Source organism: Arthrobacter sp. UYCu723 (assembly GCF_054059215.1).
In genome coordinates, this window is sequence record NZ_JBSSBW010000001.1 from 108,992 (window position 1) to 124,165 (window position 15,174).

16 protein-coding genes are annotated in these 15,174 nt (G+C 66.3%); 3 read left to right on the top strand and 13 right to left on the bottom strand.

What is annotated here, in order from left to right:
- The 6 genes from mctP to ACVWZ8_RS00500 all read right to left on the bottom strand — a co-directional run bounded on the left by mctP (position 1) and on the right by ACVWZ8_RS00500 (position 5,909).
- Entirely contained in the window at positions 1-1,695 is a 1,695-nt protein-coding gene (gene mctP, locus ACVWZ8_RS00475) for a monocarboxylate uptake permease MctP (RefSeq protein WP_456503453.1), read from the bottom strand.
- A complete protein-coding gene (locus tag ACVWZ8_RS00480; RefSeq protein WP_456503454.1) occupies positions 1,692-1,904 on the bottom strand; it encodes a DUF3311 domain-containing protein in 213 nt (70 codons plus the stop codon). The genes mctP and ACVWZ8_RS00480 overlap by 4 nt, the downstream gene beginning before the upstream one ends.
- A 565-nt stretch (positions 1,905-2,469) precedes the next feature.
- Positions 2,470-3,843, bottom strand: a complete 1,374-nt coding sequence (locus ACVWZ8_RS00485) for an NAD(P)(+) transhydrogenase (Re/Si-specific) subunit beta (RefSeq protein ID WP_426976839.1) — start codon at positions 3,841-3,843, stop codon at positions 2,470-2,472.
- Positions 3,840-4,163: an NAD(P) transhydrogenase subunit alpha gene (locus ACVWZ8_RS00490; RefSeq protein ID WP_426979859.1), complete on the bottom strand. Its 324-nt coding sequence runs from the start codon at positions 4,161-4,163 to the stop codon at positions 3,840-3,842. Before ACVWZ8_RS00490 ends, ACVWZ8_RS00485 begins: the two co-directional genes overlap by 4 nt.
- 63 nt (positions 4,164-4,226) lie before the next feature.
- Positions 4,227-5,384: a Re/Si-specific NAD(P)(+) transhydrogenase subunit alpha gene (locus tag ACVWZ8_RS00495; protein ID WP_456503455.1), complete on the bottom strand. Its 1,158-nt coding sequence runs from the start codon at positions 5,382-5,384 to the stop codon at positions 4,227-4,229.
- Between the two features lie 69 nt (positions 5,385-5,453).
- Positions 5,454-5,909, bottom strand: coding sequence for a (deoxy)nucleoside triphosphate pyrophosphohydrolase (locus ACVWZ8_RS00500; protein WP_426976836.1), 456 nt, complete (start codon positions 5,907-5,909; stop codon positions 5,454-5,456).
- A 159-nt stretch (positions 5,910-6,068) separates the two neighbouring features.
- Between ACVWZ8_RS00500 and ACVWZ8_RS00505 the strand changes: the two genes are divergently transcribed.
- A complete protein-coding gene (locus tag ACVWZ8_RS00505) occupies positions 6,069-7,277 on the top strand; it encodes an MFS transporter (RefSeq protein ID WP_426976835.1) in 1,209 nt (402 codons plus the stop codon).
- Between the two features lie 57 nt (positions 7,278-7,334).
- On the opposite strand, the gene ACVWZ8_RS00510 is transcribed toward ACVWZ8_RS00505, so the two are convergent.
- Positions 7,335-8,255 (bottom strand): cation diffusion facilitator family transporter, encoded by a 921-nt coding sequence (locus ACVWZ8_RS00510; protein WP_426976834.1) that lies wholly within the window; start codon positions 8,253-8,255, stop codon positions 7,335-7,337.
- Between the two features lie 251 nt (positions 8,256-8,506).
- Here ACVWZ8_RS00510 and ACVWZ8_RS00515 point away from each other — a divergent pair, with 251 nt between their 5' ends.
- The gene (locus ACVWZ8_RS00515; RefSeq protein ID WP_354247576.1) at positions 8,507-8,776 is read left to right on the top strand and encodes a GlsB/YeaQ/YmgE family stress response membrane protein; all 270 of its coding nucleotides are present in this window, start codon (positions 8,507-8,509) and stop codon (positions 8,774-8,776) included.
- A 152-nt stretch (positions 8,777-8,928) separates the two neighbouring features.
- On the opposite strand, the gene ACVWZ8_RS00520 is transcribed toward ACVWZ8_RS00515, so the two are convergent.
- The 4 genes from ACVWZ8_RS00520 to infC all read right to left on the bottom strand — a co-directional run bounded on the left by ACVWZ8_RS00520 (position 8,929) and on the right by infC (position 11,858).
- Complete coding sequence (locus ACVWZ8_RS00520; RefSeq protein ID WP_426976833.1) at positions 8,929-9,837, bottom strand: TrmH family RNA methyltransferase; 909 nt, start codon at positions 9,835-9,837, stop codon at positions 8,929-8,931.
- Positions 9,838-9,901: 64 nt separating this feature from the next.
- The gene (rplT, locus tag ACVWZ8_RS00525; RefSeq protein ID WP_426976832.1) at positions 9,902-10,351 is read right to left on the bottom strand and encodes a 50S ribosomal protein L20; all 450 of its coding nucleotides are present in this window, start codon (positions 10,349-10,351) and stop codon (positions 9,902-9,904) included.
- Positions 10,352-10,471: 120 nt separating this feature from the next.
- On the bottom strand, positions 10,472-10,666 hold the full coding sequence (gene rpmI / locus ACVWZ8_RS00530) for a 50S ribosomal protein L35 (protein WP_009358635.1): 195 nt from the start codon (positions 10,664-10,666) through the stop codon (positions 10,472-10,474).
- A gap of 115 nt (positions 10,667-10,781) precedes the next feature.
- The gene (gene infC / locus ACVWZ8_RS00535; RefSeq protein ID WP_456503456.1) at positions 10,782-11,858 is read right to left on the bottom strand and encodes a translation initiation factor IF-3; all 1,077 of its coding nucleotides are present in this window, start codon (positions 11,856-11,858) and stop codon (positions 10,782-10,784) included.
- A gap of 444 nt (positions 11,859-12,302) precedes the next feature.
- Here infC and ACVWZ8_RS00540 point away from each other — a divergent pair, with 444 nt between their 5' ends.
- Entirely contained in the window at positions 12,303-12,689 is a 387-nt protein-coding gene (locus ACVWZ8_RS00540; RefSeq protein WP_426976830.1) for a DUF1844 domain-containing protein, read from the top strand.
- Between the two features lie 130 nt (positions 12,690-12,819).
- On the opposite strand, the gene ACVWZ8_RS00545 is transcribed toward ACVWZ8_RS00540, so the two are convergent.
- Positions 12,820-14,160 (bottom strand): MFS transporter, encoded by a 1,341-nt coding sequence (locus tag ACVWZ8_RS00545; protein ID WP_456503457.1) that lies wholly within the window; start codon positions 14,158-14,160, stop codon positions 12,820-12,822.
- 74 nt (positions 14,161-14,234) lie between these two features.
- Positions 14,235-15,161 (bottom strand): SseB family protein, encoded by a 927-nt coding sequence (locus ACVWZ8_RS00550; protein ID WP_456503458.1) that lies wholly within the window; start codon positions 15,159-15,161, stop codon positions 14,235-14,237.
- Positions 15,162-15,174 lie beyond the last annotated feature (13 nt).

Genomic DNA, 15,174 nt, shown 5'->3' on the forward strand with positions numbered 1-15,174 from the left:
TCAGAACGTGGGGGCTCCGGGCTCGGCGAGCGGGTAGTCGCGCCGGATCTGGGCGACCTTCGGATCGTTCTCGTCGGCGCCGTAGTCCGAGCTGCGGGTGATGTCCTTCCCCTCGGGGAGCTTCATTGCGTGGAAGATCAGAGACAGGCCTGCGGCAACGATAAGGTTTATCGCAAACGCGACGACAGCGATGTAGACCTGCATGTCGGTGCCGGGGATGGCCGCGATGGAGCCGCCAAAGTTGGCTTTGGTGACGGGGTTGACCACGTTGTAGGCCGCGACAGTGCCATAGATGATTCCGGCTGCCCAGCCCCCGAAAAGCGCCCACCGGTGGAACCAGCGGGTGTAGAGCCCTGCCACGATCGCCGGGAAGGTCTGCAGGATCCAGATACCGCCGAGGAGCTGCATGTTAATTGCTGCCGACTGGTCCATGGCAATAACGAAAACCAGTGCACCGAATTTCACCACAAGCGATGCGATCTTGGAGATTTTTGCTTCCTGCCGCGGATTGGCGTCAGGCTTGATCAGATCGCGGTAAATGTTGCGGGTGAACAGGTTCGCCGCGGCTATTGACATGATGGCGGCCGGGACCAAAGCACCGATGGCGATGGCGGCCAGGGCGATACCGGCAAACCAGTCCGGGAAGTGATCGAGGAACAGCTGCGGCACTACCAGCTGCGGGTTGACGGTGCCGTTCAAGTCGATGGGCTTGGTACCGGCGTATATAGCCGCGTAGCCCAGCAGCGCCAGGAACCCCAGCATCAACGAGTACAGCGGCAGCACCGCGGCATTCTTACGGATCGTATTCCTGCTCTTGCTCGCCAGGACGCCCGTGATCGAGTGCGGGTACATAAACAGCGCCAAGGCCGAGCCCAGAGCCAGCGTCCAGTAAGCGGAGTAACTGCCCGCGCCCGGAATGAAGACTCCAACGGGTTTACCGGTAGCCGGGTTGACCGCACCCAGTTTCGCCTCGGCGGCGTCGAAGATGGTGCCCCAGCCCCCGAACTTGATCGGCAGGTAGATTACCGCAACGATCACTGCCAGATAGATCAGCAGATCCTTCACAACGGCGATCAGGGCCGGAGCCCGCAGACCCGACGTGTACGTATAGGCGGCCAAGACCACGAACGCGATGATCAGCGGCAGGTCCGTCAGCAGCACGTTCTCCGCACTGCCCAGGCCCAGCACCGTGAGCACGGCCTTTATGCCGACCAGCTGCAGCGCGATGTAAGGCATGGTCGCGACGATGCCGGTGACGGCGACGGCAAAAGAAAGCGCCTTGCTGCCATAGCGGCCGCCAACGAAATCGGCCGGCGTGACGAACCCATGCCGGTGCGAGACGGACCACAACCGGCTCATCAGGAGGAACACGATCGGGTACAGAACGATCGTGTACGGCACCGCGAAGAAACCGCTCACTGCTCCAGTGGCCCACATTGCAGCCGGAACGGCCACGAAAGTGTAGGCCGTATATAGGTCGCCGCCGAGCAGGAACCAGGTCACCCATGTTCCAAAACCGCGGCCCCCGAGGCCCCACTCGTCCAGGCTGTGCAGCCCTGTCGCCTCTTCCCGGCGCCACCGCGCAGCAACGAACCCCAAGGCCGCCACCAAGACGAAGAGAATGATCACAATGGCGAGCGCAACGCCGCTAATGGGCCGGTCCGGAACCGCCAGCGGCACGGTGGCCCCGCTCATGGCTCCTCCTCGGCGCTGGTCATGCCCCGCACGGATTCGCGCCGGCGGCGATCCTCCTTGCTTACCAGCCAGTAGGAGACCCCCACCAGGCCAGCGGTGACCGGAATCCACATCATCTGATACCAGTAGAAGAACGGCATACCGGCCAAGCGCGGCTCATCGACCGAATACGCGGGCACAAACAACGGAACCACAACGGCGATGGTCAACAGGATTCCGGTGATGATGTATGGACCGGATCTGGCCGGCCCACGCGTTGGCACATCAGGACTGGACATCGACGCCTCCTCATCGAGACGGCCCCGGAGCGGGAAGGCTTCCCGGGACGTGCCGGCGGCCTGAGGACCGTGTGACGCAGCGGTCTTTACGAACAGAATACACACTGGATTTATTGTCCAACAGGGCAATGCGCCCCGCGTTTAGCGGCGGTTTTATAGGATTCTGATTTTGGCGGGGACGTAGAGGATGTTCTGGCCGTGGGCGAGTTGCAGGGAGATCATCAGCGCCGATCACGACGCGGTGATGATGGGTTTTGCCGGCATCGATACCGGCCCATAGGTGCACCAAAACAGCCTCCAGTCTGTCGGATACGTTGATACCCAGCAGATAACCGCGCCGTCATGTCCTTATCCGGCGATCATGTCGCGTCTCTCAGTCAGCGGTCGGGTCATCGCGGGGCGGCAGGGGGCCAATTCTTCGAAGCCCTCACACGAAGAGCGTCCGGCACAGCAGCCAACCCGGGGATCTTCCTGTCTTAACTCACGTAACTTCAGCCTAGAGGGCCTTCACCGCGCCCAGGACTTTGGCCAGCGAGTCTTTCGCATCGCCGAACAGGAGTGTGGTCTTCGGGTCGTACAGGAGTTCGTTCTCGATCCCCGCGAATCCCGGGCGCATCGAGCGTTTCAGGAAGACCACCTGGCCGGCCAGTGCCACCTCGAGGATCGGCATCCCGTAGATCGGAGCCCCGGGCGTGGACTTGGCCGCCGGGTTGACCACGTCATTGGCTCCCACCACGAGTGCGACATCGGTGTTCGGGAATTCAGGGTTGACTTCCTCAAGCTCCCGGAGCGCCTCATAGGGCACGTTCGCTTCCGCCAGGAGCACGTTCATGTGGCCCGGCATCCGACCGGCGACCGGATGGATGGCGAACACCACCTCGATGCCGCGGGCCTGCAGTGCGGTGGCGAGCTCGGCGACGGTGTGCTGGCCCTGGGCCACGGCAAGCCCGTAGCCGGGGACGATCACGACGCGTTGGGCGTAGCCGAGCTGGACGGCCACGTCCTCCGGCGAGGAGGAGCGCACCGGGCGGTCGCTCTGCACGGTCGAGCCCGCCGTCGATCCTCCCCGGAACGCCCCGAACATGATGCCCGCCACGCCCCGGCCCATGGCGGAGGCCATCACCTTGGTCAGGATGGTGCCGCTGGCCCCCACAAGCGTGCCGGCGACCACCAGCAGCACGTTGCCGAGCACGATGCCGGACGCCGCCACTGCGAGGCCGGTGAAGGCGTTGAGCAGGGAGATGACGATCGGCACGTCTGCCCCGCCGACGGGCAGCACCAGCAGCAGCCCGGCTGCCAGTCCCAGCACCAGCAGCGCAAGGGCCCAGCCGGTCGAACCGCTGATGATGACCAGGACGCCGGACGCGATGGCGCCCGCCAGCGCAACGGCCATCACCACGGGCATGCCGGGGAAGAGCAGCGGGCGGGTGCTGATCAGTTCCTGCAGCTTGCCGACCGTCACCGCGGAGCCGGCGAAGGACACGGCGCCGACCAGCATGGTGAAGGCCACTGCCAGGCGCACCCAGGGGTCCGCGCTGTGGCCGAGTTCCAGCACTGCCACGAGTGCGGCGGCCCCGCCTCCGACCCCGTTGAACAACGCGACGAGCTGGGGCATCTGGGTCATTTGCACGCGCCGGGCCACCGGGACAGCGGCGGCGGAGCCGACGGCGATCGCGGCCAGGATCAGCGGGATATTCTCCAGCCTCGCGGAAAGGAAGACCGTGACCACGGCGACGAGCGCGCCCCCGGCGCCGATGGCGTTTCCGCGGCGGGCGGTCCGGGGCGAGCTGAGGCCCTTCAGCGCCAGGATGAAGCAGATGGCCGCCGCCAGGTAGAACAGGGCGGTCCACGCGGGGGCTAGGAGGCTCATGTGCCGTCCTCCCCTGCGCGGCCTTCAGCACGTGGCCTGGCTGGCCTCCGGCCGCCGAACATCTCCAGCATCCGGTCGGTGACAACGAATCCGCCCACCAGGTTGGCGGTCGCCAGAATCACGGCGATCAGGGCGATCGTGAGCAACCATGGATCGCTGGCCTGCCCCGCCACGAGGATGGCGCCGACAAGGATGATGCCGTGGATGGCGTTGGCACCGGACATCAGCGGCGTATGCAGTTTGCTGGTCACTTTGGAGACGACTTCGAAGCCGACGAAGACAGAAAGCACCACTACGGTCAGCAGCGTGATCGGATCCATCATTGCAGCGTCTCCATTACGTCCGGGTCTCCATCACTTCAGCCTCCATCATTTCAGGCCCCATCACTTCAGCGCCTCCATGGCCTCGGAAGTCCCCGCGTGCCGGACCGAGCCGCCGTGGGTCAGGCAGGCTCCGGCGACGACCTCGTCGTCGAAGTCCGGACTGACCTGGCCGTCCGCAGTCATCAGGGCGAGCAGATTGGCGACGTTTTTGGCGTACAGCCGGGAAGCATCGGACGGCATCGCCGAGGCTGCGTCCTGCAGCCCCACCAGGGTCACGGACCCGCCGTCCACGGGTACCTCGATGTCCCGGCCGGCAATGACACCTTCGACGTTTCCGCCGGATTCGGCGGCAAGGTCGACGACAACGGATCCGGCCCGCATGCCGGCCACCATGTCCAGTGTCACCAGCAAGGGTGCCGCACGGCCGGAGATGGCTGCCGTGGTGATGAGGACATCCGCCGACGCGACGTGGGGTGCGAGCAGGCCACGCTGGCGCTTGGCCCGGTCCTCGCCGAGTTCGCGTGCATAGCCCCCACTGCCTTCCGCGGCGGCGTCCGCATTTCGACTGTCCAGGTCCAGATGGATGAAGGTGCCGCCCATCGAGGCGACCTCGTCCGCCGAAGCCGCCCGGATGTCATTGGCGGAGACCCTGGCGCCGAGGCGTTTTGCGGTGCCGATGGCCTGCAGTCCGGCGACCCCGGCGCCGAGGACCAATACCCGTGCGGGCGGGATCGTGCCGGCGGCGGTCATATACAGCGGGAAAAAACGGGGGTAGCGCAGGGCCGCCTCCAGCACCGCCCGGTAGCCCGAGACGAGGGACTGCGAACTGAGCGCATCCATGGACTGTGCCCGGGAGATCCGCGGGACCAGCTCCAGCGCGAAGGAGGTGACCCCGGCGTCGGCAAGGGCCCGTACCGTGGACAGTTCAGAGGCGGGCGAGCCGAAACCGACGGTGATGGTGCCCGGCCGCAGCCCTGCAGCCGTCTCCGGGCTGAGCGGCCGGACGTGCAGGAGCACCTCCAGCGACTCGGGCAGGAGGTCCGGGACTACGGTGGCACCAGCCTGGGCGAACGCGGCGTCCGGGAAACCGGCCTCGTTCCCTGCTCCGCTCTCCACGGCAACGTCGAGGCCAAGAGCCGTTAGTTGCTGCACCGTCTCAGGTGTGGCCGCGACCCGGCGTTCCCCCGCTCGCTGCTCCCGTCTGACACCGACCTGCACGGACGACTCCTCTCGATTCGCTTCAGAGTAGTCACATGCTTCGCGCTTTGGCGAGAGGCAGGCCGGGGATCAGTGCGCGGGCAGGGCGGTGCGGACCGAATCCTGCAGCGCGTCAAGGAGTGCCTCGACGATGGGCAGGTCGGCCGGGATCCACGGCAGCGCCAGTACCTCCCGGCGGTTCCCGAGGTCGATCCAGCGCAGCTCATCGTGGTCCTGCAGGGGGTGCGGATCGCCGTCGACGAGCTCCGCAAACCAGACCCTCATCGCGGCGCGGTCGTTCAGCGGCCAACCGGAGGCGGACGCGGCCTGGAGTTCGGCGCCCAGCCGGACGTTGACGCCAAGTTCTTCCAGCAGTTCGCGGTGCAGGGCCTGTTCGGCCGTTTCCCCGGACTCCACCTTTCCGCCGGGGAACTCCCACAGGCCGGCAAATTGCGGGGGCGCGGTCCGGCGCGCCACGAGCAGCCGGCCCGGGTCTGCCAGCGAATCCAGTACCGCGCCGCCAACGACGTCAATGAGTCCAGTCACGTCACCAAGTCTAGGGCGGTGCCCGCTTAGGGGAGAATGGAGGCAGCCGCCCTCCTGATTCCCCGGAATACCGGACGCGCCCCGGACGTTACATAAATCAGATTTAAGATGCCGCATTCTCCTGGCCATCGGCCGGGATCTTCCTCGAAAAGCAGACGAATGACAACCACGCAAAAAGCCTCGGCGACGCCCAGAACCGGCACCCGCCATCTTGCCCTCGCCATCGTTTCCCTTGCCATGGGCGGATTCGGCATCGGCACCACGGAATTCAGCATGATGGGGCTGCTCAAGGAAGTGGAGCAAGGCCTTAACATCAGCACTCCCGAGGCTGGCCACCTGATCTCGGCCTATGCCCTCGGCGTCGTTATCGGCGCCCCGTTGCTGGCCGCCGTAGGTGCCAAATTGCCGCGGAAATACCTGGCCCTGGGGCTCATGCTCTTCTTCAGCATCGCCAACCTCTCGTCCTTCGTCGCCCCGGACTACGGGACCATGCTCGTGTCCCGCTTCGCCGCCGGGCTGCCGCACGGCGCCTTCTTCGGCGTCGCGGCCGTCATTGCGGCGTCGATGGTGGCCCCAACCAAGCGCGGCTGGGCGATTTCGATGGTGATGGCCGGCCTGACCATCTCCAACGTCATCGGCGTGCCTTTCGCCACCTGGATGGGCCAGGCGTTCGGCTGGCGGCTGCTTTTCCTGCTGGTGGGCCTGATCGGAATCATCACGCTCGCGATGCTGTGGAGGTTCGTGCCGTACCAGAAGCCCCACGCCGATGCCAGCATCCGCCGCGAGCTTGGGGCTCTTAAGCGGCTCCAGGTCTGGCTGGCGCTCCTGATCGGCGTGGTCGGCTTTGGCGGCTTCTTCGCCACATACACCTATATTGCCCACACCATGACCTCCGTGGCCGGCATCCCCTCTGCCTGGCTGCCGCTCGTCGTCGCGCTCTACGGATTGGGCATGGTGGCGGGCAATATCGTCGGCGGCCGCCTCGCTGACAAGTCCGTCATGGGAACCATCTACTGGGTGCTGCCCGCAATTGCCGTGGCGCTGGTGGTCTACGCCGTGGCAGTGCACTGGCCGTGGTCTGCCTATGTCATGGTCTTTGTGGTGGGCGGGGCAGGTTCGATGCTGGTCCCGGCCCTGCAGACCCGGCTGCTGGATGCCTCCCCCGACGCCCCGTCGCTGGCCTCCTCGCTCAACCATGCCGCGCTCAATGTCGCCAACGCCCTGGGAGCCTTCCTTGGCGGCCTCGTGATCGCCTGGGGCTGGGGCTATGTCGCCCCCGCCCTCGTGGGCGCCGTTCTGGCCCTCCTGGGTCTCGGCGTCGCTGTCATCAGCGGCGTGGTGGAACGCAAGAGGCCGCTGGCACGGTAGCCGCATCGCGGCTACCGTGCCAGCGGCCCCGGGACTTCCTGTCGGCCGGGCAGTCGGTCAGGGTGTGCTGACGCGCTGGACATCCGGCTCAAGGTAGATGACCCGGGCAATCGGCACGGCCTCACGGATCCTGGTCTCGGCGTCGTCAATCACCTTGGCGATTTCCTGGCCGGTGTCCGCCCGGCCGATGCTGATTTTGGCAGCCACCAGCAGTTCTTCGGGGCCAAGGTGCAGGGTCTTGAGATGGATGATGCCGGTGCCGTCGGCCCCGATTGCGGAGCGGATCTTCGCCACGTCATCCTTGGTCGCGGATTCGCCCAGCAGCAGGGACTTCGTCTCAACGGCCAGCACGGCGGCGATCGCGACGAGCAGCAGGCCGATCATGCCGGTGCCCAGCGCGTCCCAGATGCCGTTGCCGGTGAGGAGCGTCAGGCTCACGCCAAAGAGCGCGAAGACCAGGCCCAGGAGGGCGCCAAAGTCTTCCAGCAGGATGACGGGAAGCTCGGGCTGCTTGGCGCTGCGGATGAACTTGACCCAGCCCTGCTTGCCCCGGACGTGGTTGGACTCGATGATCGCGGTCCGGAAGGAAAAGGACTCGGCAATGATGGCGCCGATGAGTACCGCGAGCGGCACCCACCAGAAGTCGCCCTCGATGGCGTGCGGGTGCTGGATCTTTCCCCACGCTTCATAGAGCGCAAAGAGGCCGCCGACGCTGAACAGCACGATCGAGACGATGAAAGCGTAGATGTAGCGCTCGCGTCCGTAGCCGAAGGGGTGTTCCGGGCTCGCCGCCTTCTGGGCGCGCTTGCCGCCCACGAGCAGGAGGATCTGGTTGCCGGAGTCCGCCAGCGAGTGGATGGCCTCCGCGAGCATCGAGGAGGACAGCGTCAGGAAATACGCGACGAACTTCAGGACGGCGATGGTCAGGTTGGCAGCTAGCGCCGCAACAATCGCCTTGGTACCGCCATTTGCAGCCAAGTGAGCTTCTCCTTAGGGGGTTCTACTGGGGTGTTGGCGGGCACCGGAATCCGCCCGTACCCGCATGGAATACCGTACCCGCTGGACCGTGCTGCCGCACCGCGCAATGCCCGGGCACATGCCGATCTCAGGCCGGATGCAGGCAGGTAACGATTGGAGGTGATCCTGCTGACATTTGATGCCGCAGGTGTTAGCTTGAAGCCATAATCGGGATTCATAATTTGGATGCCGACGAATATGTAGGAGGAGACATGGGCTTTCTAGGCTGGATCATTCTCGGACTCATAGTAGGTGCAATCGTTAAGGCAGTCATGCCAGGCAAGGTCGGCGGCGGCTGGGTCACCAGCCTCGTGCTCGGCGTTGTCGGTGCCATTGTCGGCGGCTGGATCGGCGACCTGCTATTCGGCGGCGGCAAGATGGAATTCTGGAATCTCGGTTCCTGGATCCTGGCCATTGTCGGTGGCCTCGTGGTTGCCGGCATCTACGGCGCCGTTACCGGACGCAACAAGACAACTACGTAATTGCACAGGCCACCGGCCCGGCGCGCACAGTGCCAGGGCGGTGACAGCAACGACGGCGGGAGCCCACCATTCGGTGGACCCCCGCCTTCTCTATGTCCGGCCTTCTCTGTATGTCCGGCCGCCGTGGCCCGGCCGGCCGGCTCATCAATGCGCTAGTGGCCCGACGCGCCGTCCTGCTGTGAGCGGGCGCTGGCGTAGAGGCAGACCGTCGCGGCGGTGCCGAGGTTGAGGCTTTCGGCCGCTCCGTACACAGGCACGGCCACGCGGTGGTCCGCCAGCGCGAGTTCTTCCTCGGACAGGCCCTGGGCCTCGTTGCCGAACAGCCAGGCCGTGGGCTTTTCCAGGGCGTAGTCGGAGCCGGCGGCGGATGCCCCCAGGCGGCGGGCCGCGTTCTCGTCCTGGAGCCGGTCCAGGTTCAGCTGGCCGCCGCCGTCAGCGGCCAACACACCGATGCCGCGCTCCTTGCACCGGGCCACGAGCTCTTCCACTTCGGCGCCAAGGACGACGGGCAGGTGGAAGAGGGACCCCGCCGTCGAGCGCACAGCTTTGGGGTTGTAGATATCCACGCTGGAGGCGGTCAGCACGACGGCGTCCGCGCCGGCGGCGTCTGCCGCCCGCAGCACCGTGCCGGCGTTCCCTGGGTCGCGGACCTGGCACAGCACGGCGATCAGCCGGGGGCCGGCGTCGAGCACCTGTTCGATACTGACGTCCAGGAACCCGCAGACCGCGAGAATGCCCTGCGGGGTGACCGTGTCCGCCATGGCGGCCAGCACTTCGTCGGTGGCGAGGTATGCGGTGGTGCCCTCCGCGAGTGTCTCCAGATCCGGGTGCCGGTCGAGGCAGGCCTCGCTTGCGTACACCTCATGGACGACGCCGGGCTCCCCCGCGGCAATCCTTTTCTGGTGCAGGACCAGGGCCTCCCGGACAGCCTGCGGGCCCTCCGCCAGGAACTCGCTGCGTTTTAAACGGGCCGGGCGCCCGGCAAGTTGTGCCACCTTCCTCACCCGATCAGCTCGAGGATTGGAAAGTGGAAAGTCTTGCGGGCGCCCGGTTTCGTTCATATAAGAACCTTAGTTGCTTTCGCAGCCGGCTCTTGAACGACGTAGTTTTTGAGGACTACGGGAACTACTTAGCAGCCGCCTCAGCAGCAACCTTCTTGGCAGCAGGCTTCTTGGCGGCCTTGGCCTTCGGAGCCGTCCCGGCCGGAGCGGAGGTGTCGGCGGGCAGAGAGTCCTTGGCGATCTTGACCAGCGCGGTGAAGGCGTTGGCGTCGGAAACGGCAAGCTCGGCCAGCATACGGCGGTCAACCTCGACCTCAGCGGCCTTCAGGCCCTGGATCAGACGGTTGTAGGTGAGGCCGTTGGCGCGGGATGCAGCGTTGATGCGCTGGATCCACAGGCGGCGGAAGTCGCCCTTCTTCTTCTTGCGGTCGCCGTAGCTGTATACAAACGAGTGCAGCAGCTGCTCTTTGGCCTTGCGGTACAGGCGTGAACGCTGTCCACGGTAGCCCTTTGCGCGCTCAAGGATAACCCGGCGCTTCTTGTGGGCGTTTACCGCCCTCTTCACACGTGCCACGTGCGTACTCCTTCGAAAATTCTGATCCCAAGCGTCTACTGCCGGAACAACCGGCTGGCCTGAGAAGCCTTATTGGTAGTTGACTGCTGCCAGGTGGCAATCAGTCAGAGAACTTGGAACTTAGATGCCGAGCATCTTCCGGATGACCTTGGCGTCGCCCTTGAAGACGATCTTGTCGCCGGCGAGGCGGCGGGTCAGCCTGGAGGACTTGTGCTCGAGGTAGTGGCGGCGGTTGGCCTGCTGGCGGCGCAGCTTGCCGCTGCCGGTCAGCTTGAAGCGCTTCTTAGCACCGCTGTGGGTCTTCATCTTCGGCATGGGAACCGATCTCCTTACGTATCCGCAGACAGGGTCTGCAGTCTTTCGTGCAGCCGCCCCTGCGGGCGGCGTGCTGGTTGCTTGCTGCCGGACATTGCTGTCCGGCGGCCGTGAACTAGTTGGTCTTCTTGGTGCCCGGCTTGGCGGCTGCCCTCGGAGCGGCAGGCCGCACAGGAGGCTTCGGCGCCGCGGGGCGCGGCACCGGCTTCGGTGCCGCTGCCGGAGCGGCCGTTTCAGCCTCGGGTGCCTTCGCAACCTCGGGCGCCTTGGCAGCCTCAGGGGCCTTGGCGGCTGCTGCCTTGGGCGCAGCCGGAGCCTTGGCAACTGCCGGCTTGGAAGCTGCCTTCGGAGCTTCACGCCTCGGAGCGGCCTTGGGGGCCTCCTGCTTGGGCGCTTCCTGGACGGGAGCCTTTGCTGCCGACGCTTCCTGCACCTTGACCTCGGCGGCGGGGGCCTCCGTGGCTACGGTTTCTTCGACTGCTTCGTCCTTGACCGCGTTGTCCGCGGCAGGGGCCTCGGCGACGGCGGGAGCTGCTTCCGTTGCCGGAGCCTCCGTCTTGATCTGGTATCCCTCCGGAAGGAGGTCGGCCAGGGACTGCGTCAGCGGCGCACTGTCGTCGCCGGAAACGTCCATGCGGCCCGGGGCCCCCGAGGCCTTGGCTTCGTTCTCAGCCTTGGCTTCCGCGCGCTGCGTCGCACGGCGTGCCTCCGCCTTGGCCTCGGCCTTGTTCTTCAGGGGACCCACCACCATGACCATGTTGCGACCATCGATCCGCGGGCTTGACTCCACCACGCCGACTTCGGCGACGTCGTCGGCAAAGCGCTGCAGCAGGCGAATGCCCATCTCGGGGCGCTGCTGCTCACGGCCGCGGAACTGGATCATGGCCTTGACCTTGTCACCGGCACCGAGGAACCGGAGCGCGTGGCCGCGCTTGGTCTCATAGTCGTGGGTGTCGATCTTCAGGCGGAAGCGGATTTCTTTCAGAACCGTGTTGGTCTGGTTCTTCCGGGCCTCGCGTGCCTTGACCGCAGCTTCGTACTTGTACTTGCCGAAGTCCATCAGCTTGCACACCGGAGGCTTGGCCTGCGGTGCAACTTCAACGAGATCAAGATCGGACTCGGCAGCCAAACGCAGGGCATCCTCAATACGGACAACTCCTACTTGTTCGCCTGCAGGGCCGACCAGCCGCACCTCGGGGACGCGGATACGCTCATTGATTCTTGGCTCGCTAATGTTAAAGCTCCTGTGTTCGTGAGTGGCATTCCACCGGCAAATAGAGAAGGCCCCCAATTGCCGGAGCAATCGAAGGCCTCGAAGATCGGAATTGCCTGCCTCGTAGGAGGCGGCATGCGTTCCCGCCAGGCTGACGCCTCAGGGAAATGCCCGACCAGGTACCCGGCAACCTTGCTTCTTCCGAAGCTTCCCGAAGGAGAGCGGCTGACGCGGGTGGGAGAGAACTCCGCTTGCAAACTGAAATCGATTCTACCCAAAGAATCCCGTCCGGCGCACATACTCGACGAAGCAGGTATGGATCGGGGGCTTCCCAAGGGGAGTTCCTTCACTACGGCAGTTCAGCTGCCACAGTGAAGAAATCGAAATAACGACATTCAGTTGGTCTGTGACAAGCTTACCAGCATGAGCACTTCAGACAGTAATTCACACGTTTATGAGCCCGCCGGCTCTCAGGCCGACGTCTCGCAGCAGATCCGCGACATCTCCGAGGTCCCCGCGATCGAAGTCATCACCACCGCAGCGGTGCACCTGATGAGCGCAGCAGCAGTCAAGCTCGGCCTCGCCGCCGAGGAGAACGCAGAAGAGCTCAAGGACCTGGACGAAGCCCGCAAACTGATTACGGCTCTTGCCGGCCTGGTCACGGCTGCTGCCCCCGAGATCGGCTCGCAGCACGCCGGACCGTTGCGTGACGGACTGAGGTCCCTCCAGCTGGCTTTCCGCGAGGAGTCCATCCTTCCGGACGCCCCGGGCAAAGGCCCGGGCGAGAAATACACCGGACCGGTCAACTAGGAACCGGGCACAAGCTACTCACTCCGCGGCGGCGGGCGGACCTCAGCGGTCCGCCCGTCGCCGTCGTTAACCGCGGTGCGTCGAGTTCCCTGCACGGCGTTCCGAGGCGCTGCCCAGCCACACGCCTTGGCTAGGCTGCCGAGGCCAGCAGTCGACGACGACGGTGCTGCAGCACCAGCCCCACGAGGCACAGCACAACGCCGGCAGCCCCCACGGAGACGAACCCGGCCCCCGGGCCGACGCCGTCGATGAAGAGCCCGGCAAGCGGCGCCCCGAGGGCGACGCCGCCGGTCAGGGCGGATCCGTACCAGCCCATCGCCTCTCCGCGGCGGCTCTCGTCGACGAGTTCGGCGACCTTCTCCGAAGCCGCCGAGAGCACCGGGGCGCACAGCAGTCCCGGCAGCAGCGAGAGCAGACTCAGGGTCCAGGTGTCTGTCGCGAACGCCATCGGGATGGCCAGGGCGGACATGCCGAGCAGCAGCAAGATCGGCGAGATCGGCCGGTGCATGGCGCCGTAGATCAGCCCGCCGACCACCGAGGCCGCGCACCAGAAGAGGAAGACGAGCCCGATCTCGGCCTGGTGGCCGCCGGTCTCGAGGGCGGCCACAATGCCGACGTCGGTGCCGCTGAGCACCATGCCGGCCCCGGCCGCGACGGCGAAGACGGCAGCCACGGCCGCCGTGAACCAGGCGAAATTATGGTTGACCTTGTGGCGTAGCCCGGCGCGCCGCTGCCGCCTTTGCTCGGCGGCGGCTGCCAACGGGGCCAGCTCTGCGGCGGCTTCCTGCAGGTGTGCCGGGGCGGCAGCCACGACGGCGGCCTCCGCGCAATTCTGTTCATCCGCATCGAGTCCCGCCTCGAGCCCGGCGTCGAGGCCGCGGCCGGCCACGGGGCTGCGGGTCGGCGGGTTGAACCACATCAGGAACAGCCCGGACACCGAGGTGGCAATGCCGACGATGGTCAGGCCTACGACCGAGTAGCCGGCGGTGGCGACGAGGGCGCCGGCGGCGGGGCCGATCATGAAGACCAGTTCGGTGGAGATCGCATCGAGGGCAAACGCGGCGCGCCGCTGCTCCCCTGTGGCCAGGACGCCGAGGGACTGGCGCACGACGCTGAAGATCGGCAGCGTCAGCAGGCCGCCGACAAACACCAGCGGCAGCAGCAGCTCGTAGGACACGTGCGGCACGATCGACCAGATGACGGTTTCGGAAATGACGGACGGGATCAGGGCCTTGCGCAGGCCCGCGGTGTCGACACGCCGTCCGCGCCAGGGCGCCCCGACGGCGATGCCGATTGTCATGACTGCTGCCGCGGCGCCGGCGGCGGCATAGCCCTGGCCCAGGCTCAGGACGATGTGCAGGGTCAGCAGCACGCCCGCGGCGGAGTGCGGTATGCGGGCAATCATCCCGACCAGCAGGATCCGCCTGATCGGCCGGACGGCCAGCAGCTCCTGGTAAAGCGTGAAGTTCACGGACTACATCCCTTTTGGTATTGCCCTCGGCAGCCTGGTACTGCTTCCGGCAGGAGTCCCCCGCTGGCCGTCAGCTATGGTGCTGCGCGCTGCAACTTGACTTCGATCGAGTCAACCCGCTCGGCAAACAATTCATTCCGGGCCCAGGCGTTGTTTAGGCCGGCCACGATGGACTGCACCCCCGCGGCGTCGAGCCCGTCCTCGAGGTAGAGGACCACCCGGAGTTCCGGGCCCGCACCTCCGCCGGGAAGCTGCCGTCCATCAGCCGCAGTTGAGGCAACTCCACCGCCTGGATGAATTTCAACACGCCGGACCTCCGGAAAGCCTACCGCGGCCGCGCCTAGGGACTGCGCCAGCACAGGATCAGCGTACGACGGGGTCCACGGCTGCTGCTGAGCGAGGGCCCAGACGGCGGGCCGGCGCACCACATACGTCAGGTCCGAGCCGGGGTCCAGAACCAGCAGCTCGGCGCCCTCGGCGACGGCGGACAGCGCTGCCCGGGCCGTATACACGGCAACCGGGCGGGCCTCGGGATGCCAGGCCTGAAGCGCCGCGGCCGAGGTGAACACAGGCATGGCCGTCCGGCCGTCGGGCGCCTTGAGGGTGACGAGGGCCATGTCGGACTCCTTGTCCCCGTGCAATTTGTCCCCTGCCGGGCGGGTCGAGCCTTCGCCCTGTTCCGCGAGCCGGGCAAGGATCGGCACGAAGACGCGTGCGGTGGCGAGTGAGGCGATGACTGCGGCTTCGTCGCCGTCGCCGCTGGCGAGGCGCGCGAGGGCCGCCAGGTAACCGGCGTCCGCCGCGCCGTCGTCGTCTTCGAAATTGTGGATCCTGGCGTCGTCGCCGGCGAGGCTCCGCCCGGCCCACGGCTGGCCGGCCGAGTCGGCCGGACCGCCGGCGCCCGCCAGTGCTGCCGCGATGTGCCCGGGCAGATGCCGGGGCGGGGCGGTGTTCCCGCCTGCGTCCGGCGCCGGGTTGGTGCCTGCCGGCTGGTGTTCCATGGCTGCGGTCCGG

Bases quoted from the DNA above. Each gene is read 5' to 3' on its own strand.
- mctP (WP_456503453.1), bottom strand. From the start codon at position 1,695: ATGAGCGGGGCCACCGTGCCGCTGGCGGTTCCGGACCGGCCCATTAGC.
- ACVWZ8_RS00485 (WP_426976839.1), bottom strand. From the start codon at position 3,843: ATGAGCCTCCTAGCCCCCGCGTGGACCGCCCTGTTCTACCTGGCGGCG.
- ACVWZ8_RS00490 (WP_426979859.1), bottom strand. From the start codon at position 4,163: ATGGATCCGATCACGCTGCTGACCGTAGTGGTGCTTTCTGTCTTCGTC.
- ACVWZ8_RS00505 (WP_426976835.1), top strand. From the start codon at position 6,069: ATGACAACCACGCAAAAAGCCTCGGCGACGCCCAGAACCGGCACCCGC.
- ACVWZ8_RS00515 (WP_354247576.1), top strand. From the start codon at position 8,507: ATGGGCTTTCTAGGCTGGATCATTCTCGGACTCATAGTAGGTGCAATC.
- ACVWZ8_RS00520 (WP_426976833.1), bottom strand. From the start codon at position 9,837: ATGAACGAAACCGGGCGCCCGCAAGACTTTCCACTTTCCAATCCTCGA.
- rpmI (WP_009358635.1), bottom strand. From the start codon at position 10,666: ATGCCGAAGATGAAGACCCACAGCGGTGCTAAGAAGCGCTTCAAGCTG.
- ACVWZ8_RS00540 (WP_426976830.1), top strand. From the start codon at position 12,303: ATGAGCACTTCAGACAGTAATTCACACGTTTATGAGCCCGCCGGCTCT.
- ACVWZ8_RS00550 (WP_456503458.1), bottom strand. From the start codon at position 15,161: ATGGAACACCAGCCGGCAGGCACCAACCCGGCGCCGGACGCAGGCGGG.